The sequence below is a fragment of the Mesorhizobium sp. M0139 genome (assembly GCF_040322455.1).
Classification (GTDB): Bacteria; Pseudomonadota; Alphaproteobacteria; order Rhizobiales; family Rhizobiaceae; genus Mesorhizobium.
Map to the genome: position 1 here is coordinate 62,942 of NZ_JAMYTN010000013.1, position 18,872 is coordinate 81,813.

General features: G+C 62.9%; 17 protein-coding genes. 15 read left to right on the forward strand and 2 right to left on the reverse strand.

Going from position 1 to position 18,872, the window contains the following annotated elements; genetic code table 11:
• Nucleotides 1–89: 89 nt before the first annotated feature.
• The 9 genes from pdhA to NKJ58_RS22410 all read left to right on the forward strand — a co-directional run bounded on the left by pdhA (nucleotide 90) and on the right by NKJ58_RS22410 (nucleotide 8,563).
• Complete coding sequence (gene pdhA / locus NKJ58_RS22370; RefSeq protein WP_023682559.1) at nucleotides 90–1,136, forward strand: pyruvate dehydrogenase (acetyl-transferring) E1 component subunit alpha; 1,047 nt, start codon at nucleotides 90–92, stop codon at nucleotides 1,134–1,136.
• Nucleotides 1,137–1,151: 15 nt separating this feature from the next.
• Nucleotides 1,152–2,573, forward strand: coding sequence for a pyruvate dehydrogenase complex E1 component subunit beta (locus NKJ58_RS22375; RefSeq protein WP_352519460.1), 1,422 nt, complete (start codon nucleotides 1,152–1,154; stop codon nucleotides 2,571–2,573).
• Between the two features lie 18 nt (nucleotides 2,574–2,591).
• A complete protein-coding gene (locus NKJ58_RS22380) occupies nucleotides 2,592–4,013 on the forward strand; it encodes a pyruvate dehydrogenase complex dihydrolipoamide acetyltransferase (protein ID WP_023668916.1) in 1,422 nt (473 codons plus the stop codon).
• A gap of 14 nt (nucleotides 4,014–4,027) precedes the next feature.
• Nucleotides 4,028–4,447 carry a hypothetical protein gene (locus NKJ58_RS22385; RefSeq protein WP_023668917.1) on the forward strand — a complete coding sequence of 140 codons (420 nt, stop codon included), beginning with the start codon at nucleotides 4,028–4,030 and terminating at the stop codon, nucleotides 4,445–4,447.
• Nucleotides 4,444–5,085 (forward strand): SGNH/GDSL hydrolase family protein, encoded by a 642-nt coding sequence (locus NKJ58_RS22390; protein ID WP_023755213.1) that lies wholly within the window; start codon nucleotides 4,444–4,446, stop codon nucleotides 5,083–5,085. Before NKJ58_RS22385 ends, NKJ58_RS22390 begins: the two co-directional genes overlap by 4 nt.
• A gap of 22 nt (nucleotides 5,086–5,107) precedes the next feature.
• Nucleotides 5,108–6,556: a dihydrolipoyl dehydrogenase gene (gene lpdA / locus NKJ58_RS22395; RefSeq protein WP_023748667.1), complete on the forward strand. Its 1,449-nt coding sequence runs from the start codon at nucleotides 5,108–5,110 to the stop codon at nucleotides 6,554–6,556.
• Nucleotides 6,557–6,658: 102 nt separating this feature from the next.
• Complete coding sequence (locus NKJ58_RS22400; RefSeq protein WP_023668920.1) at nucleotides 6,659–6,916, forward strand: GlsB/YeaQ/YmgE family stress response membrane protein; 258 nt, start codon at nucleotides 6,659–6,661, stop codon at nucleotides 6,914–6,916.
• A gap of 208 nt (nucleotides 6,917–7,124) precedes the next feature.
• Nucleotides 7,125–8,090: a lipoyl synthase gene (gene lipA / locus NKJ58_RS22405; RefSeq protein ID WP_023748666.1), complete on the forward strand. Its 966-nt coding sequence runs from the start codon at nucleotides 7,125–7,127 to the stop codon at nucleotides 8,088–8,090.
• Nucleotides 8,091–8,101: 11 nt separating this feature from the next.
• Nucleotides 8,102–8,563, forward strand: coding sequence for a type II toxin-antitoxin system RatA family toxin (locus tag NKJ58_RS22410; RefSeq protein ID WP_023748665.1), 462 nt, complete (start codon nucleotides 8,102–8,104; stop codon nucleotides 8,561–8,563).
• Here the strand turns inward: NKJ58_RS22410 and NKJ58_RS22415 are convergent.
• Both NKJ58_RS22415 and NKJ58_RS22420 read right to left on the reverse strand, forming a co-directional pair.
• Entirely contained in the window at nucleotides 8,539–9,048 is a 510-nt protein-coding gene (locus NKJ58_RS22415) for a CinA family protein (protein ID WP_023696095.1), read from the reverse strand. The genes NKJ58_RS22410 and NKJ58_RS22415 overlap by 25 nt on opposite strands.
• Nucleotides 9,045–10,268: a bifunctional 2-C-methyl-D-erythritol 4-phosphate cytidylyltransferase/2-C-methyl-D-erythritol 2,4-cyclodiphosphate synthase gene (locus tag NKJ58_RS22420; RefSeq protein WP_352519461.1), complete on the reverse strand. Its 1,224-nt coding sequence runs from the start codon at nucleotides 10,266–10,268 to the stop codon at nucleotides 9,045–9,047. Before NKJ58_RS22420 ends, NKJ58_RS22415 begins: the two co-directional genes overlap by 4 nt.
• A 139-nt stretch (nucleotides 10,269–10,407) precedes the next feature.
• On the opposite strand from NKJ58_RS22420, the gene dusB reads away from it, so the two are divergent.
• The 6 genes from dusB (at nucleotide 10,408) to NKJ58_RS22450 (ending at nucleotide 18,780) form a co-directional block, all read left to right on the forward strand.
• A complete protein-coding gene (dusB, locus tag NKJ58_RS22425) occupies nucleotides 10,408–11,436 on the forward strand; it encodes a tRNA dihydrouridine synthase DusB (RefSeq protein WP_023752289.1) in 1,029 nt (342 codons plus the stop codon).
• Nucleotides 11,433–12,578 carry a two-component system sensor histidine kinase NtrB gene (locus NKJ58_RS22430; RefSeq protein WP_023688458.1) on the forward strand — a complete coding sequence of 382 codons (1,146 nt, stop codon included), beginning with the start codon at nucleotides 11,433–11,435 and terminating at the stop codon, nucleotides 12,576–12,578. Before dusB ends, NKJ58_RS22430 begins: the two co-directional genes overlap by 4 nt.
• Nucleotides 12,575–14,032 carry a nitrogen regulation protein NR(I) gene (gene ntrC, locus NKJ58_RS22435; RefSeq protein ID WP_023682548.1) on the forward strand — a complete coding sequence of 486 codons (1,458 nt, stop codon included), beginning with the start codon at nucleotides 12,575–12,577 and terminating at the stop codon, nucleotides 14,030–14,032. The genes NKJ58_RS22430 and ntrC overlap by 4 nt, the downstream gene beginning before the upstream one ends.
• Before the next feature lie 144 nt (nucleotides 14,033–14,176).
• Nucleotides 14,177–16,465, forward strand: coding sequence for a sensor histidine kinase NtrY-like (locus NKJ58_RS22440; RefSeq protein ID WP_023688460.1), 2,289 nt, complete (start codon nucleotides 14,177–14,179; stop codon nucleotides 16,463–16,465).
• Entirely contained in the window at nucleotides 16,455–17,816 is a 1,362-nt protein-coding gene (ntrX, locus tag NKJ58_RS22445; RefSeq protein WP_023668929.1) for a nitrogen assimilation response regulator NtrX, read from the forward strand. The genes NKJ58_RS22440 and ntrX overlap by 11 nt, the downstream gene beginning before the upstream one ends.
• Before the next feature lie 103 nt (nucleotides 17,817–17,919).
• Entirely contained in the window at nucleotides 17,920–18,780 is an 861-nt protein-coding gene (locus tag NKJ58_RS22450) for a D-amino-acid transaminase (protein WP_023701734.1), read from the forward strand.
• The last annotated feature ends 92 nt before the right edge of the window (nucleotides 18,781–18,872 follow it).

The window sequence follows — 18,872 nt, forward strand, 5'->3', positions numbered from 1 at the left end:
CTTCCAATCGGTGGGGAGGAGCTGATCCTCCCCGGAGCAGACATGGTCTGCTTTAGTGTCCGCAAAGAGACGCCAACAGGGAGTGATGCATGGCCACCGCCGCCAAAAAAGCGCCTGCCAAATCCGTTAAATCGACATCCGCCAAATCAACGGGGCTTTCCGCCCCCAAGCCGGCCGACTTCACCAAGGACGAGGAGCTTGCCGCCTACCGGCACATGCTGCTTATCCGTCGCTTCGAGGAAAAGGCCGGCCAGCTCTACGGCATGGGCTTTATCGGCGGCTTCTGCCACCTCTATATCGGCCAGGAAGCGGTCGTCACCGGCATGAAGATGTCGCTGATCAACGGCGACCAGATGATCACCGCCTATCGCGATCATGGCCACATGCTGGCGATGGAGCTTTCCCCGCGCGGCGTCATGGCCGAGCTGACCGGGCGCCGTGGTGGCCTGTCGAGGGGCAAGGGCGGCTCCATGCACATGTTCTCCAAGGAGAAGCATTTTTACGGCGGCCACGGCATTGTCGGCGCGCAGGTCTCGCTCGGCACCGGTCTCGCCTTCGCCAACCGCTACCGCGACAACAACAATGTGTCGCTGACATATTTCGGCGATGGCGCTGCCAATCAGGGTCAGGTCTATGAAAGCTTCAACATGGCCTCGCTGTGGAAGCTGCCGGTGATCTACATCATCGAGAACAACCGCTACGCCATGGGCACTTCGGTGTCGCGCTCGTCGGCCGAAACCAATTTTTCGCATCGCGGCGCCTCGTTCAAGATTCCCGGCATTCAGGTCGACGGCATGGATGTGCGTGCGGTCAAATCCGCCGGCGATCAAGCGACCGAATGGTGCCGTGCCGGCAACGGTCCGATCATCCTCGAGATGCAGACCTATCGCTATCGCGGTCACTCGATGTCGGATCCCGCGAAATACCGCTCCAAGGAAGAAGTGCAGAAGATGCGCTCGGATCATGATCCGATCGAGCAGGTCAAGGCGCGGCTGACGGCCAAGAAGTGGGCGACCGAGGACGAGCTCAAGAACATCGACAAGGAAGTCCGCGACATCGTCGCCGACGCCGCCGAATTTGCCCAGCACGACGCAGAGCCGGATCCGTCCGAGCTCTGGACCGACATCGTATTGTAACGGGAGGGCAAGGACATGCCGATCGAAATTCTCATGCCCGCTCTCTCGCCGACCATGGAAGAGGGCAATCTTTCCAAGTGGTTGAAGAACGAGGGCGACAAGGTCGTCGCCGGTGATGTCATCGCCGAGATCGAAACCGACAAGGCGACGATGGAAGTCGAGGCCGTCGATGAAGGCACGATCGGCAAGATCGTGGTTCCCGCCGGCACCGAAGGCGTCAAGGTCAATGCGGTGATCGCCGTGTTGCTGCAGGACGGCGAAAGTGCAGGCGATGTCGAAAAGAGCGGCCAGCCTGCCTCAACCCAGGATGCCGTTTCCGCTGGCGGTCAGCGGACCGATGCAGCCGAGGAAGGCTCAAAGGCGGCTCCCCAGGATGCCGGCGAGGCTCCGAAGGCAGTTCCCGCCGCTCCGGCAGCCAAACCTGCCGCCGATCCGGATATTCCCGCCGGCACCGAGATGATCTCGACCACGGTGCGCGAGGCCTTGCGCGATGCCATGGCCGAGGAAATGCGCCGCGACGGCGATGTCTTCGTCATGGGCGAGGAGGTCGCGGAATACCAGGGCGCCTACAAGATCACGCAAGGCCTGCTGCAGGAATTCGGGCCGCGCCGCGTGGTCGACACGCCGATCACCGAGCATGGCTTTGCCGGCGTCGGCGTCGGTGCGGCAATGGCCGGCCTGAAGCCGATCGTCGAATTCATGACCTTCAACTTCGCCATGCAGGCGATCGACCAGATCATCAACTCCGCGGCCAAGACGCTCTATATGTCGGGCGGCCAGATGGGCGCACCGATCGTGTTCCGCGGACCGAACGGTGCGGCCGCCCGCGTCGGCGCCCAGCATTCGCAGTGCTATGCCGCCTGGTACAGCCATATTCCCGGCCTGAAGGTCGTGATGCCGTACACGGCTGCCGACGCCAAGGGCCTGCTCAAGGCGGCGATCCGCGATCCGAACCCGGTCATCTTCCTTGAAAACGAAATCCTCTACGGCCAGTCCTTCGACGTGCCGAAGCTCGATGATTTCGTGCTGCCGATCGGCAAGGCGCGCATTCACAAGCAGGGCAAGGACGTCACCATCGTCTCGTTCGGCATCGGCATGACCTATGCCATCAAGGCGGAAGCCGAGCTGCGCGGCATGGGCATCGATGCCGAGATCATCGATCTCAGGACCATCCGTCCGCTCGACCTCGACACCGTCATTCCCTCGGTGAAGAAGACCAACCGCTTGATCGTGGTCGAAGAAGGTTTCCCGCAAAGTTCGGTCGGCGACCACATCGCCAACCAGGTTTCGCAGCGCGCCTTCGACTTCCTCGATGCGCCGGTCATCACCATCGCCGGCAAGGACGTGCCGATGCCCTATGCGGCGAACCTCGAAAAGCTGGCCTTGCCCAATGTCGGCGAGGTCATCGAGGCGGTCAAAGCCGTCACGTATCGCTGAGCCGGTCGGGAGGACATCATGCCAATCAACATCACCATGCCGGCGCTGTCGCCCACGATGGAAGAGGGCAATCTTTCCAAATGGCTGGTCAAGGAAGGCGACAAGGTTTCGCCGGGCGACGTGATCGCCGAGATCGAGACCGACAAGGCGACGATGGAAGTCGAGGCCGTCGATGAGGGCACGGTCGCCAAGCTGGTCGTTCCGGCCGGCACCGAAGGCGTGAAGGTCAATGCGCTGATCGCCATTCTCGCCGGCGAAGGCGAGGATGCAGGTGCAGCGGCAAAGGGCGGCGGCGATGCCGCGCCCGCGAAAGCCGATGCCAAACAGGATAAGGCGTCAATCTCCCCACCCGTGGGGGAGATGTCGACGAAGTCGACAGAGGGGGGCGCTGCCCCGCCGACCTCTCAGTCTGTCGCGCCCCCCTCTGGCCTGCCGGCCATCTCCCCCACAAGGGGGGAGATCAGCCAATCGTCAGGCGAGCGCACCTTCGCTTCGCCGCTGGCTCGTCGCATCGCCAAGGATGCAGGCGTCGATGTGTCCGCCGTAACCGGCACCGGCCCGCATGGCCGTGTCGTCAAGGCCGATGTCGAGGCGGCGATTGCCGGCGGTGGCGCCAAGGCTGCACCGGCCGCGAAGGCCGCACCTGCCGGCGCTCCGGCACCTGCGGCTCCGGCTGCGGCACCCAAGGCGATGTCGGACGAACAGGTGCTGAAGCTGTTTGCCGAAGGGTCCTATGAGCTCGTCCCGCACGACAATATGCGCAAGACCATTGCGCGCCGCCTGGTCGAGGCCAAGACAACCATCCCGCATTTCTACCTGACGCTCGACTGCGAGCTCGATGCGCTGCTGGCGCTGCGCACACAGATCAATGCGGCTGCTCCGACGAAGAAGACCGACAAGGGCGAGGCTCCCGTCTACAAACTCTCGGTCAACGACATGGTGATCAAGGCGATGGCGATGGCGCTGATGGCGGTGCCGGATGCCAATGCATCGTGGACCGAAAGCGCCATGGTCAAGCACAAGCACGCCGATGTCGGCGTTGCCGTGTCAATCCCCGGCGGCCTGATCACGCCGATCATCCGCCACGCCGACGAAAAGACGCTGTCCACTATCTCCAACGAGATGAAGGATCTGGCGAGCCGTGCCCGCAGCCGCAAGCTGAAGCCTGAGGAATATCAAGGCGGCACGACGGCTGTCTCCAATCTCGGCATGTTCGGCATCAAGGACTTTGCCGCCGTCATCAACCCGCCGCATGCGACGATCCTGGCGGTGGGTGCGGGCGAGCAGCGGCCGGTGGTCAAGAATGGCGAGATCAAAATCGCCAATATCATGTCGGTGACGCTGTCGACCGATCACCGCGCCGTCGACGGTGCGCTCGGCGCCGAACTTCTGGTCGCCTTCAAGCGCATGATCGAAAATCCGATGGGCATGCTGGTCTAGGAAGGAAAAAGGCTGTGCGGAAATTCGTCACCAGCCTTTTCGCCCTGATCCTTTCCGGCCTGGCCGGCGGGCTGGTGGCGCTGTGGCTGGCAATCGTCACCAATGCGAATTCCGAATACATCCTGGTCTTCATGGTTTCGGCGCTGGTCACCATCGTTGCGACCGTGGCGTTTTTCATCGCGCAGTTCGTGCCAAACCCGCAAAGGGCGATAAACCTGACGGGGCTTGTTGGGGTTTCGTTGTTCGTGCTGGCCGGAATCGGGCTGATTGCCTGGACCTTCTCGCAGCCGCCTGGCAAAGCCCAGTGGTCGGGCGATCTCCCCGTTGTCGCCGGTCTGTTTTTGCCAAGCATCGCCACGGTTATCGTGCAGTGGCTGTTCGTGGGATGGCGCGTGCGGCGCGGGCTTAGGGCGGAGGCGGGTGCGGGTGCATGAAGACGATCCTCTGCTACGGCGATTCCCTGACCTGGGGCTATGACGCGGCGAGCCTCGGGCGTCATGCGCTGGAAGATCGCTGGCCGAGCGTGCTCAAGGCGGCGTTGGGCGACGACGATATCGAAGTCATTGCCGAAGGTCTGAACGGCCGCACCACGGCTTTCGACGATCACCTGGCTGGTGCCGACCGCAATGGCGCCAAGGTGCTGCCGACGATCCTGACCAGCCATGCGCCGCTCGACCTGATCATCATCATGCTCGGCGCCAACGACATGAAGCCCTGGATCCACGGCAATCCGGTCGCGGCCAAGCAGGGCGTGCAGCGGCTGATCGACATCGTGCGCGGCCACGATTATCCGTTCGACTGGGCCGCGCCGCAAATCCTGATCGTCGCGCCACCAGCGGTCAGCCGCACGGACAATGCCGAATTCAAGGAAATGTTTGCCGGCGGCGACGAGGCCTCGAAGCGGCTGGCGCCGCAATATTCCGCGCTCGCCGACGAGGCCGGCTGCGGCTTTTTCGATGCCGGCACGGTGGCCGAGACCACACCGATCGACGGCGTCCATCTCGATGCCGAAAACACGCGAAATATCGGCCAGGCGCTGGCGCCATTGGTGCGCGTGATGCTGGAACTCTAGAGAAAAATCAGGGAGAAACCCCGTGGCTGAATCCTACGACGTGATCATCATCGGCTCAGGCCCCGGCGGCTATGTCACGGCGGTGCGCTCCGCCCAGCTCGGCTTCAAGACTGCCATCGTCGAGCGCGAGCATCTCGGCGGCATCTGCCTCAACTGGGGCTGCATCCCGACCAAGGCGCTACTGCGCTCGGCCGAGATCATGCACTATTCCGACCATCTGAAGGACTACGGCCTGAAGCTCGAAGGCGGCAAGGTCAGCGCCGACACGGCCGCTGTCGTCGACCGCTCGCGCAAAGTGTCGTTGAGGCTCAATGGCGGCGTCGCCTTCCTGATGAAGAAGAACAAGGTCGACGTCATCTGGGGCGAGGCCAAGCTTTCAATGCCAGGTGAAATCGTCGTCTCCAAGACGGCGAAGAAGCCGATGGAGCCGCAGCCGCCGGTGCCGAAGGGCGTCAAGGGCGAGGGGACCTATACCGCCAAGCACATCATTCTCGCCACCGGCGCCCGGCCGCGCGCGCTGCCCGGCATCGAGCCGGACGGCAAGCTGATCTGGACCTATTTTGAAGCGATGGTGCCGAAGGAGATGCCGAAATCGCTGCTGGTCATGGGTTCGGGCGCCATCGGCATCGAGTTCGCCTCCTTCTACCGCACCATGGGCGCCGAGGTGACGGTGGTCGAGCTTTTGCCGGAGGTGATGCCGGTCGAGGATGCCGAGGTCTCGAAATTCGCGCAGAAGCAGTTCGAGAAGCAGGGCATGAAAATCATCCTCGAGGCCAAGGTGACCAAGGTCGAGAAGGGCACCAACTCGGTTACCGCACATGTCGAGATGAAGGACGGCAAGGTCGAGAAGATCACCGCCGACCGCATGATCTCGGCCGTCGGCGTGCAAGGCAATATCGAGAATCTCGGCCTCGAGACGCTCGGCGTGAAGACGGATCGCGGCTGTGTCGTCATTGACGGTTACGGCAAGACCAATGTGCCCGGCATCTACGCCATCGGCGATGTCGCCGGGCCGCCTATGCTGGCTCACAAGGCTGAGCATGAGGGCGTGGTCTGCATCGAGAAGATCGCCAGTTTCCCCGGCGTGCATGCGACAGACAAGCTGAAGATCCCGGGCTGCACCTATTGCAACCCGCAGGTCGCCTCGGTCGGGCTCACCGAAGCCAAGGCCAAGGCGGAAGGCAAGGACATCCGCGTCGGCCGTTTCCAGTTCGGCGCCAACGGCAAGGCGATCGCGCTTGGCGAGGACCAGGGCTTCATCAAGACCATTTTCGACAAGAAGACCGGCCAGCTGCTCGGCGCGCATATGGTCGGCGCCGAGGTGACGGAGCTGATCCAGGGCTTTGTCGTGGCGATGAACCTGGAGACCACCGAGGAAGAACTGATGCACACCATCTTCCCGCATCCGACGCTGTCGGAGATGATGAAGGAAAGCGTGCTTGATGCCTATGGCCGTGCGCTCAACGCGTGATAAATTGGTGCCGCGAGACTCAGACACATGCGCCGGAGGAACCTTACGGCAAGACAGTTCGTTTCCGGATGCATTTTCACCTGACACTGGAGGAGTTGGCATATGGACGTGAATGGCGTGGGCTGGATTGCGGCCATCATCATCGGCGGTTTGGCCGGGTGGCTGGCCGAGATGGTCATGAAGAGCAATACCGGCGTCTTGATGAACATCATTATGGGCATTGTCGGCGCGGTGGTGCTGAACGCAATTCTCAGGGCGCTCAACATCGAACCCTTCGGAGTCGGCTGGCTCGCCTACCTGATCACCGGCTTCATCGGCGCCTGCCTGCTGATCTTTGCCGGGCGGCTCATTCGCCGATAAAACGGCTCGCCGTTTTATCTCGTTCTTCTGACGCAATTCCGGACGGAAAACCGTGTCACACTTTTCCTGGAATTGCTCCGGATCCCCGCTATGCGAAAAAGGCTGTGGCGGCATGCGCCGCCGCAGCCTTTTTCTTTGCACCGAAAAGTCCTAGATGACGCCAGAAGGGCGAATGCCGACGGGCAGACGCCAACAAGTCAGGTTTGAGATGGTCACTGTTCTCGACACGATCGCCAACGCGCCGCGCCTGCGGCACCCCGAGAAGGCGCACAAGCCTGATCAGGACGTGCTGCGCAAACCCGACTGGATCCGCGTCAAGGCGCCGATGTCGAAGGGCTATGCCGAAACGCGCGAGATCGTGAAGTCGCACAAGCTGGTCACCGTGTGCGAAGAGGCCGGCTGCCCCAATATCGGCGAGTGCTGGGAAAAGAAGCACGCCACCTTCATGATCATGGGCGAGATCTGCACGCGCGCTTGCGCCTTCTGCAATGTCGCCACCGGCATTCCCACCGCGCTCGATGCCGATGAGCCGGCGCGTGTCGCGCATGCCGTCAAGCAGATGGGGCTGACCCATGTCGTCATCACCTCGGTCGACCGCGACGATCTCGCCGATGGCGGCGCGCAGCATTTCGCCGAGGTTATCCGGGCGATCCGAGCAGCGACGCCCTTGACCACGATCGAAATCCTGACGCCCGATTTCCTGCGCAAGGAGGGCGCGCTGGAGATCGTCGTGGCGGCCAAGCCCGATGTCTTCAACCACAATCTCGAAACCGTGCCGTCGAACTACCTGACGGTGCGGCCGGGTGCTCGCTATTTCCACTCGATCCGGCTGTTGCAGCGGGTCAAGGAGCTCGACCCGTCGATCTTCACGAAGTCCGGCATCATGGTCGGCCTCGGCGAAGAGCGCAACGAGATCCTGCAACTGATGGACGACCTGCGCTCGGCCAATGTCGACTTCATGACCATTGGCCAGTATCTGCAGCCGTCGAAGAAACACCACCCGGTGATCCGCTTCGTCACGCCGGAGGAGTTCAACTCCTTCGCGACGATCGGCAAGACCAAGGGTTTCCTGCTGGTGGCGTCGAGCCCGCTGACGCGCTCCTCGCATCATGCCGGTGACGATTTCGCCAGGCTGCGGGCGGCGCGTGAGGCGCAGTTCAAAAAAGCCAGTTAGATCCTGCTTCAATGCCGAAATTCGAAGCCACACGCCGCGTTGCCCACACGCCGGAGCAGATGTTTGCGCTGGTCGCCGATATCGAGGCCTATCCTGAATTTCTGCCGCTGTGCGAGGCGCTGACGGTGCGCTCTCGCAAGGAGCGTGATCGCCGCACCATTCTCCTCGCCGATATGAGCATCGGCTACAAGGCGATCCGCGAGACCTTTACGACGCAGGTGCTGCTGAAGCCGGACGAGAACACAATCGACGTCAAATACATCGATGGGCCGTTCAAATATCTCAGCAATATCTGGCGCTTCGAGCCGGCCGACGGCGGCGGCTGCAACGTTCGCTTCTTCATCGACTACGAGTTCAAGAGCCGTATCCTCGGCGTGTTGATGGGCACCATGTTCGATCGCGCCTTCCGCATGTTTTCCGAAGCCTTCGAAAAACGTGCGGACGTCATCTACGGAACGACGCCCATCTCATGAGTGTCGCCGAGCGCGCGCAGGCCGATCTCCAGCGCATGCTTGACGGTCTCACGGCGGATGAAGTCGCGGCCATTGTCGGCAAACATATTGAGCTCGGCAGCCACCGGCCCACCTCTTAGGGCAACTCCGAACCAGACGAGGCCGACCGGTTTTTCCGGCGAACCGCCGCCTGGGCCGGCAATGCCTGTGACGGCAAGCGCCAGCCCGGCGCGCGAGCGCGCCAGAGCGCCCTCCGCCATCTCCAGAACCGTTTCGCGCGAGACGGCGCCATGCGCCTCGAGTGTGGCGGGCGAGACGCCGAGCATCTCCATCTTTGCTTCATCGGAATAGGTGATGAGGCCGCGATCGACGACAGCGGACGAGCCGGCAATGTCGGTCAGTGCCGAGATGATCATGCCGCCGGTGCAGCTCTCGGCCGTCGCCAGCATGATGCCGCGTTGCTGGCAGACCTGGAGCAGGGCATTGGCGAGGTCGCTGTTGTTCATGCGGGAACCTCCCCGGGGAAGACGACACTGGCGGTGGCAATGGCGGCGATGCCTTCCTCGCGGCCGACAAAGCCGAGCTTTTCGTTGGTCGTCGCCTTGATCGAGATGCGATCGCTGGAAATGCCCAGCATTGCCGACAACGCGTTGGTCATCGCCTCGCGATGCGGGCCGACGCGCGGCGCCTCGCAGATCAGCGTGATGTCGGCATTGGCGATGCGGCCGCCGCGTTCGCGCACCAACCTGGCCGCATGCTCGACGAAGATCTTTGACGCCGCGCCCTTCCATTGCGGATCGGAAGGCGGGAAATGCGTGCCGATGTCGCCGGCGCCGCAAGTGGCGAGCAGCGCATCGGTCAGCGCGTGCAGGCCGACATCGGCATCCGAATGGCCGGAAAGCTTCTTGCCGTGCGGAATGGCGACGCCGCACAGAGTGACATGGTCGCCGGCCTCGAAGGCGTGCACGTCATAGCCATTGCCGGTGCGAATGTCTGGAAAACGCTCGCCAGTAAGCCGCTGATCCGCCATCGCAAAATCCCTTGCCCAGGTCAGTTTGACATTGTCCGGCGACCCCTGAATGATTTTCACCGGAATATGCGCCCATTCGGCGATCGCGGCATCGTCGGTAAAATCTGTCTTGCCGAGATGATGGGCCTTTTCGTGCGCGGCGAGCAACGGCCAGAACGGAAAGCCTTGCGGCGTCTGCGCGGCATGAAGGCCGGCCCTTGGCACCGTCTCCTCGATCATGCCGGTCGCCGACTCGCGCTTCAGCGTATCGGCGACGGGCAAAGCGGGCAGCGCGCCCTGGCGCTCGCCAATGGCCGCAATGGTGCGGTCGATCAGGGCCGCGTCGACAAACGGCCGCACCGCGTCATGGACAAGGACACGGCCGGGCGTACGATCCCTCAGCGCCAGCAGGCCGAGCCGGACCGAGGCCTGGCGCGACTCGCCACCGACCACGGCGGTAACCCGCTCGGCATACAGGCCGGCTGCCTTGTCGAAAAGCGCGCGGTCATCGGCATGGATGGCGACGACGACGGGACCAATTTCGGGATGCGCCAGGAATGTCTCCAGCGTGCGCGCGATGACGGCACGGCCACCGACGCGCTGATATTGCTTCGGCCCGTCGGCCTGTCCGGCGCGCGCGCCGCGGCCGGCTGCAACGATGACCACGCCGACCTTGTCGGTCGTCGCCTCGGCCGGTTTTTCGCTTGCGTCTGTCATGCCGAGAGGCTTAGTCGCGGCTTATGGCGAAGGCCAGCATTTTCCCAAATGCGCCGCAATGTGACGTCATTGCGCGTTGCACAATGCCTTTCTTATGGCTAGAGAATGTGCAGCAATCCGATATGCTTGGTTTTTGTGCATGCCTGAAGTGACAAAATTGGCTTCGCCGCTCGACATTGGCGGCGTGACGATCCGCAACCGCGTCTTCCTCGCGCCCATGTCGGGAATAACGGACGAGCCGTTCCGGCAGCGCGCCTACGCGCATGGCGCGGGCCTGGTCGTGTCGGAAATGGTGGCGAGCGGCGAGCTTGCCAAGGGCAGGGCCGGCTGCGACCTGCGCATCCGTCATTCCGGGCTGCCCGTCCATATGGTCCAGCTTGCCGGCCGCGAGGCCGAGCACATGGCCGAGGGCGCGCGCATCGCTGCCGGCGAGGGCGCCGACATCATCGACATCAATATGGGCTGCCCGGCCAAGAAGGTGACCGGCGGCTATGCCGGCTCGGCGCTGATGCGCGATCTCGACCACGCGCTGTCGCTGATCGAAGCGGTGATCGGCGCGGTCCAGGTGCCGGTCACGGTCAAGATGCGGCTCGGCTGGGACGACAATGCGCTCAATGCACCCGTCTTGGCGCGCCGCGCCGAAGAGGCCGGTGTTAAAATGGTGACCGTGCATGGGCGCACGCGCTGCCAGTTTTATCAAGGCAAGGCCGATTGGGGCGCCATCGCCCGCATCAAGGACGTCGTCTCGATCCCGGTCGTCGCCAATGGCGATGTGGGCTCGCCCGCGGAGGCCGCCGAAATCCTTGAACAGTCGGGCGCCGACGCGGTGATGATCGGCCGCGCGCATTATGGCGCGCCATGGACGGCGGGCCACATCGCGGCAACGGCTGCGGGCAACGCGCCCTCCGGCGTGCCGGAAAGCCCGCAAGCCATGGCGGACTACATCGTTTCCCACTACGAAGACATGCTGACGCTTTACGGCGTCGAAAGTGGCTTGCGCCAGGCGCGCAAGCATCTCGGCTGGTATCTCGATCGCCACGCTGTGGGCGTCACCAATGAAGGGCGCAAAGCCATCCTCACCTCGTTCGAGCCCGCCCGCGTCATGGCCGTGCTGCGTGAGGTGTTTTCCGGCGGGGGCGAGGCCGCATCCATGCGGAGCGCTGCATGAACGCGCCTGCTGCACCGGGCACCGAGATGGCAAATGCTGCCCATATCGTGCTCAACACCATCCGCCGTCCGGTGATCATGGTCGATCCCGATGGGTTCATCACCTACGCCAATGCCGACGCGGAAGACTTCTTCCGCTCCAGCGCCAACATGCTGGCACGCAACACACTGTCCAAGCTGATCCCGTTCGGCAGCCCGCTGTTGCAACTGGTCGACCAGGTGCGCGAGCGCCGTGCGCCGGTCAACGAATACCGTGTCGACGTGTCGTCGCCGCGTCTCGGCATCGAGAAGGTCGTCGATCTCTATGTCGCGCCGGTGCCGGAATTCCCAGGCTCGATCGTGGTGATGTTCCAGGAACGCTCGATGGCCGACAAGATCGACCGGCAGATGACACACAGGGGTGCCGCGCGTTCGGTCACCGGCCTTGCCGCCATGCTGGCACATGAGATCAAGAACCCGCTGTCCGGCATACGTGGCGCCGCACAGCTGCTCGAACTCTCGGCGTCCGACGAGGATCGCGCGCTGACCCGCCTCATCACCGACGAGACCGATCGTATCGTCTCCCTCGTCGACCGCATGGAAGTGTTTTCCGACGAGCGGCCGATTGACCGCTATCCTGTCAACATCCATGTCGTGCTGGACCATGTGAAGGCAATCGCGAAGAACGGTTTTGCCAAGAGAATCAGGATATTGGAGGACTATGATCCATCATTGCCTCCGGTTTTCGCCAACCGCGACCAACTGATCCAGGTGTTTCTCAACCTGGTCAAGAACGCTGCCGAGGCGATCGGCGGCGACCCGCAGGGCGAGATCGTGCTGTCGACCGCGTTCAGGCCGGGCATCCGCGTTTCCGTTCCCGGAACCCAGGACCGCGTGTCGCTACCGCTTGAATTCTGCGTGCGCGACAATGGGTCCGGCGTTTCGGAAGACATTCTGCCGATCCTGTTCGATCCGTTCATCACCACCAAGCCGAACGGGTCGGGGCTCGGCCTGGCGCTGGTGGCGAAAATCGTCGGCGAGCATGGCGGCATCATCGAATGCGATTCGACGCCGCGCGGCACCACCTTCCGAATCCTGATGCCGGCCTGGAAAGAAACACCCATCGACACTGCCGATGATGAAGGCGAAGGAGACCGCAAATGACGGTTCGCGGCAATATTCTCGTCGCCGACGACGATGCGGCCATCCGCACCGTGCTCAATCAGGCGCTGTCGCGCGTCGGCCATGAGGTGCGCGTGACCTCCAACGCCTCGACGCTGTGGCGCTGGGTGGCGGCGGGCGAGGGCGATCTGGTGATCACCGACGTTGTCATGCCGGACGAGAACGCCTTCGACATGCTGCCGCGCATCAAGAAGGCGCGGCCCGAGCTGCCGGTCATCGTGATGAGCGCGCAAAACACTTTCATGACGGCGATCCGTGCTTCCGAAACAGGTGCTTACGAGTATCTGCCGAAGCCGTTCGACCTGACCGAACTGCTCAACATCGTCAACCGGGCACTGTCAGAGCCGCGCCGACCGAAGATCGATACGCGACCGGAAGAACAGCCTGACGCGATGCCGCTGGTCGGCCGGTCGGCCGCCATGCAGGACATCTACCGCATGCTGGCGCGCATGATGCAGACCGACCTGACGGTGATGATCTCGGGCGAGTCCGGCACCGGCAAGGAATTGGTGGCGCGCGCGTTGCACGAATATGGCCGTCGCCGCGGCGGTCCGTTCGTCGCCATCAACATGGCGGCGATCCCGCGCGATTTGATCGAATCGGAGCTGTTCGGCCACGAGAAGGGCGCCTTCACCGGCGCACAGAACCGCTCGACCGGCCGCTTCGAGCAGGCCGAGGGCGGCACGCTTTTCCTCGACGAGATCGGCGACATGCCGATGGAGGCGCAGACGCGGCTGCTGCGCGTGCTGCAGCAGGGCGAATACACAACGGTCGGCGGGCGCACCCCGATCAAGACCGATGTGCGCATCGTCGCCGCCACCAACAAGGATCTGCGCACGCTGATCAACCAGGGGCTTTTCCGCGAGGATCTGTTCTATCGCCTGAATGTCGTGCCGCTTCGGCTGCCGGGTTTGCGTGAGAGATCGGAAGACATTCCCGATCTGGTGCGGCATTTCTTCAAGATCGGCGCCAGCGAAGGCTTGCAGACCAAGCGAATTTCGACCGGCGGCATCGAATTGATGAAGCGCTATCCGTGGCCGGGAAACGTGCGCGAGTTGGAAAACCTGGTGCGCCGGCTTGCGGCGCTCTATTCGCAGGACGAAATATCAGCCGAGATCATTGAAGCCGAGCTGAAGACAGGCGAAAGACCGGTCGTTCCCGGCGGCGGCAGTTTGATCCCGGACGATCTATCCATCGGCCAGGCGGTGGAGCACTTCCTGCAGCGCTATTTTGCCTCTTTCGCCGGTGAGTTGCCGCCGGCAGGTCTCTATCAGCGCATCTTGTCCGAGGTCGAATATCCGCTGGTGCTCGCTTCCATGACGGCAACGCGCGGCAACCAGATCAAGGCGGCCGAATTGCTCGGCTTGAATCGCAACACGCTGCGCAAGAAGATTCGCGAGCTGGGCGTCAACGTCTACAAATCGTCGAGATCATGAGCGCCTGGCGCCCGAAGTGACGCGAGGTCGTCCCCTTTTCAGGGGATCGGCGGCCGAAAGATTTCCGTCACGGCCACACTTGTTGCATAATCGCCACAATGCGTTGCATACATCCGACGCAATCACTGGCTCTTAGACGGCGACATGGCTTCGCAAGCTCTCACATCAAACGAACCGCTTTTCAGCAGACCCGGCCAGAGGGATGGACGGCGGCTGCTTGCGTTGCCTGGCGTTGTGGCAATTGCCGGCGCGCTGGTTACGGCGGCAATCTCGTTTGCGATTCTTGTCGGCGCCACGCCGATCACGCCAGACGCAAACACAACGCTGACGCTGATTGCGGCCAATGCCTTATTTGTGCTGGCGCTGATCGCCCTGGTCGGCCGAGAGGTGCATCGCATCACCATGGCGCGCCGGCACGGCAAGGCGGCTTCGCGGCTGCATGTGCGCATCGTGACGATGTTTGCGCTGGTCGCGGCCATCCCCGCCATCATGGTGGCCATCATCGCGTCGATCACGCTCGATATCGGCCTCGACCGCTGGTTCGAGATCCGCACCAAGGCGATCGTCAACTCGTCGCTGTCGATCGCCGACGCCTATGTGCAGGAAAACGCTCGCAATCTTCAGGGCACGACGCTGTCGATGGCCTACGATCTCGACGCCTCGCGCACGCTTTACGGCCTCGATCGAACCGGCTTTCTCGACCTGATGAACAAGGAAGCCGTCGGCAGAAGCCTGGTGCATGCGGCGCTGGTCAGGGAAGACGGCTCCTTTGTCGTGAGTGCCCAGACCGATGCGGACTTCGCCATGCCGGCACCGCCTGAGGGCGCGGTGGCAAGTGCGGCCGACGGCAAGCCGGTGCTGATCGAGCCGAAGACGCGCAACATCATGGGCGCCATCATCAAGCTGCGGGAGATCGAAGGCCTCTACCTCTACACCAATCGCCTGGTCGACCCCGAAGTGATCAAGGCGAGGGCGATCGTCCAGTCCAACACCGCCGAATATCGCGGCCTGGAAGACAACAGGCGGACGTCGCAGGTGGCGTTCGCGCTGCCCTATCTGTCGCTGACGCTGATCATCATCCTGTCGGCCATCTGGACCGGCATAGCGGTGGCCGACCGTCTGGTGCGGCCCATCCGTCAGCTCATCGGCGCGGCTGACGAGGTTGCGACCGGCAATCTCGATGTCGCCGTGCCGGTACGGCCTTCCGACGGCGATGTCGCCTCGCTTGGCGATACGTTCAACAAGATGCTGCTGGAGCTTAAATCGCAGCGCAACGAGATCCTGTCGGCCAAGGATTTGATCGACGAACGGCGTCGTTTCTCGGAAGCGGTGCTGGCCGGCGTCACCGCCGGCGTCATCGGCGTCGATCCCTACGGCATCGTCTCCATCGTCAACAAATCGGCCGAAACGATGCTGGCCATATCGGCCACGGCGGCGCTGGGGCAGAACCTGTCCGCCGTGCTACCGCATGTCGGCCGTGTCTTCGAGATCGGCCGCAAATCCGGCAAGCCGGTCTATCGCGAGCAGGTCACCTTCTATCGCACCGGCGCCGAGCGTACCTTCAACGTGCAGATCACCATCGAGGCCGGCGACGACGGCGAGGAGGAGAAATCCTACGTCGTGACTGTCGACGACATCACCGATCTGGTCCAGGCACAGCGCTCGTCGGCCTGGGCGGATGTGGCGCGGCGTATCGCACATGAAATCAAGAACCCGCTGACGCCGATCCAGCTCTCGGCCGAGCGCATCAAGCGACGCTTCGGCAAGGTCATCACCGAGGACCGCGAGATTTTCGACCAGTGCACCGACACGATCATCCGGCAGGTCGAGGATATCGGCCGCATGGTCGACGAGTTCTCGGCTTTCGCCCGCATGCCCAAGCCCGAGATGAAAGCCATCGATCTGCGTGAATCGCTGCGCGAGGCGTCGTTCCTGGTCGAAGTCAGCCGCGCCGACATTGCTTTCGAACGCGTGTTCGGCAACGAGCCGCTCAAGGGCACGTTCGATAGCCGATTGATGGCGCAGGCTTTCGGCAACGTCATCAAGAACGCGGCCGAGGCGATTGACGGGCTGGAACAAAAGGACGGTTCGCACGGCATAATCCGGATTCAAGCTGCCCGGCAGAATGGCGCGATCAGAATCGACGTCATCGACAATGGCAAAGGCTTGCCGCGCGAGAACCGCCAAAGGCTGCTCGAGCCCTACATGACGACGCGCGAGAAGGGCACCGGGCTCGGTCTCGCCATCGTCAAGAAGATCGTGGAGGACCATGGCGGGCGGCTCGAATTGCACGATGCGCCCGCGGATTTCCACGGTGGACGCGGCGCGATGATCTCGATCATCCTGCCGCCAGCTGCCGCAACCGCGCCGCCACGCGGTCAAGGCGAAACGGAACACGAACGAGAAACTGAAAAGGTCGGTAATGGCGTCTGATATTCTCATCGTCGATGACGAGGAAGACATCCGTGAACTCGTCGCGGGCATATTGAGCGACGAAGGGCATGAAACCCGCACGGCATTCGATGCCGACAGCGCGCTCGCGGCAATCGCCGACCGGGCGCCGCGGCTGATTTTCCTCGACATCTGGTTGCAGGGCTCGCGCCTCGACGGGCTGGCGCTGCTCGACGAGATCAAGACGATGCATCCGAGCCTGCCGGTGGTGATGATCTCCGGCCACGGCAATATCGAGACAGCGGTGTCGGCCATCCGCCGCGGCGCCTATGATTTCATCGAGAAGCCGTTCAAGGCCGACAGGCTGATCCTGATCGCCGAGCGGGCGCTCGAAACCTCGAAATTACGGCGCGAGGTCTCCGACCTCAAGCAGCGCAGCGGCGAAACTTTCGACTTGATCGGCATGTCGTCGGCGATGAGCCAGCTGCGCCAGACCATCGAGCGCGTTGCGCCGACCAACAGCCGCGTCATGATCATCGGTCCGTCCGGTTCGGGCAAGGAGCTCGCCGCGCGCGCCATCCACACGCTGTCGACGCGCAAGGGCGCGCCGTTCGTGACGCTGAGCGCGGCCAACATCACGCCCGAGCGCATGGAGATCGAGCTGTTCGGCACCGAATCGAACGGCACCGAGCGCAAGGTCGGCGCGCTTGAAGAGGCGCACCGCGGCATTCTCTACATCGACGAAGTGGCCGACATGCCGCGCGAGACGCAGAACAAGATTTTGCGCGTGCTGGTCGAACAGCAGTTCGAGCGGGTCGGCGGCACCAAGCGGGTCAAGGTCGACGTCCGCATCATCTCCTCGACCTCGCAGAACCTGGAGGCGATGATCGCCGACGGCCGTTTTCGCGAAGACCTCTATCACCGCCTGGCGGTGGTTCCGGTCATGGTGCCGGGACTGGCCGAGCGACGCGAGGACATTCCCTACCTCGTCGACAATTTCATGAAGCAGATCGCGCGCCAGGCCGGTATCAAGCCGCGCCGCATCGGCGACGATGCGCTTGCCGTGCTGCAGGCGCACAACTGGCCGGGCAATGTCCGCCAGCTGCGCAACAATGTCGAACGGCTGATGATCCTGGCGCGTGGCGACGATATCGATGCGCCGATCACCGCCGACCTGTTGCCGTCGGAGATCGGCGATGTCATGCCGCGCACGCCGAACCAGTCCGACCAGCACATCATGGCGCTGCCGCTGCGCGAGGCGCGCGAACAGTTCGAGAAGGACTATCTGATCGCCCAGATCAACCGTTTCGGCGGCAACATCTCGAAGACGGCGGAATTCATCGGCATGGAGCGCTCGGCGCTGCACCGGAAACTGAAGTCGCTGGGGGTCTGACCCCCCGTTGTTGTTGGTCCAGCGGGCTGTGGCCCATTCAATTGCCGGTTACGGCAGCGGCGGAATCGCATAGAAAAACCGGGACTTTTCTGAGGGATCACCCATGCCGCGCATTACCTATGTGAACGGGCGCTATGTCGCCCATGCCGACGCTGCCGTGCATATCGAGGATCGCGGCTATCAATTCGCCGACGGCGTCTACGAGGTCTGCGAGGTGGCGCAGGGCTTTATCGTCGACATGCCGCGCCATCTTGCCCGGCTGAGCCGCTCCCTTAGCGAATTGTCGATCGACTGGCCGGTCACCAAGGGTGTGCTGCCGCTTCTTCTGCGCGAAATCGTCCGGCGCAACCACGTCGTCAACGGCCTGGTCTATGTCCAGGTTACGCGCGGTGTTGCCAGCCGCGACTTCGTTTTCCCCGCCGATACACCGTCATCGCTAGTGATTACGGCCAGAAAGGCCGACCCGGCGGCGGCCGCCAAGCGAGCCGAGGCGGGCATCAAGGTCATCACCGTGCCGGAAAACCGTTGGGACCGGGTCGACATCAAGAGCACCGGCCTGCTGCCCAACGTACTGGCCAAGCAGAAGGCCAAGGAGGCCGGCGCCCAGGAGGCCTGGTTCGTCGACACCGATGGCAACGTCAAGGAGGGCGGCTCGTCCAACGCCTGGATCGTTACAAGGGACGGCGTTCTGGTCACCCGGCCGGCGGAGCATGGCATCCTGCGCGGCATCACCCGCACGACCATGTTCGAAGTGGCGGCAAAGCTCGGGTTGACGATCGAGGAGCGCGGTTTTTCAGTCACTGAAGCCAAGGCTGCGCGAGAAGCTTTCATCAGTTCGGCAACGACAATCGCCATGCCGGTCGTGGCAATCGACGGTGCCGCGGTCGCCAATGGGCACCCCGGTTCGATAACACTTTCATTGCGGCAAGCCTTTTTTGACGTTGCGGAAAAAAGTCCAGCCTGATAACCGCACAGACGGACTGCACATCAATATATCTCGTTCTGCTTGTCGTTACTGACGGCAAGGGGGTGTTTGCAAGCTTGACATGTGCCCGC

Bases quoted from the DNA above. Each gene is read 5' to 3' on its own strand.
- pdhA (WP_023682559.1), top strand. From the start codon at position 90: ATGGCCACCGCCGCCAAAAAAGCGCCTGCCAAATCCGTTAAATCGACA.
- NKJ58_RS22375 (WP_352519460.1), top strand. From the start codon at position 1,152: ATGCCGATCGAAATTCTCATGCCCGCTCTCTCGCCGACCATGGAAGAG.
- NKJ58_RS22380 (WP_023668916.1), top strand. From the start codon at position 2,592: ATGCCAATCAACATCACCATGCCGGCGCTGTCGCCCACGATGGAAGAG.
- NKJ58_RS22390 (WP_023755213.1), top strand. From the start codon at position 4,444: ATGAAGACGATCCTCTGCTACGGCGATTCCCTGACCTGGGGCTATGAC.
- NKJ58_RS22400 (WP_023668920.1), top strand. From the start codon at position 6,659: ATGGACGTGAATGGCGTGGGCTGGATTGCGGCCATCATCATCGGCGGT.
- lipA (WP_023748666.1), top strand. From the start codon at position 7,125: ATGGTCACTGTTCTCGACACGATCGCCAACGCGCCGCGCCTGCGGCAC.
- NKJ58_RS22410 (WP_023748665.1), top strand. From the start codon at position 8,102: ATGCCGAAATTCGAAGCCACACGCCGCGTTGCCCACACGCCGGAGCAG.
- NKJ58_RS22415 (WP_023696095.1), bottom strand. From the start codon at position 9,048: ATGAACAACAGCGACCTCGCCAATGCCCTGCTCCAGGTCTGCCAGCAA.
- NKJ58_RS22420 (WP_352519461.1), bottom strand. From the start codon at position 10,268: ATGACAGACGCAAGCGAAAAACCGGCCGAGGCGACGACCGACAAGGTC.
- dusB (WP_023752289.1), top strand. From the start codon at position 10,408: ATGCCTGAAGTGACAAAATTGGCTTCGCCGCTCGACATTGGCGGCGTG.
- NKJ58_RS22430 (WP_023688458.1), top strand. From the start codon at position 11,433: ATGAACGCGCCTGCTGCACCGGGCACCGAGATGGCAAATGCTGCCCAT.
- ntrC (WP_023682548.1), top strand. From the start codon at position 12,575: ATGACGGTTCGCGGCAATATTCTCGTCGCCGACGACGATGCGGCCATC.
- NKJ58_RS22440 (WP_023688460.1), top strand. From the start codon at position 14,177: ATGGCTTCGCAAGCTCTCACATCAAACGAACCGCTTTTCAGCAGACCC.
- ntrX (WP_023668929.1), top strand. From the start codon at position 16,455: ATGGCGTCTGATATTCTCATCGTCGATGACGAGGAAGACATCCGTGAA.
- NKJ58_RS22450 (WP_023701734.1), top strand. From the start codon at position 17,920: ATGCCGCGCATTACCTATGTGAACGGGCGCTATGTCGCCCATGCCGAC.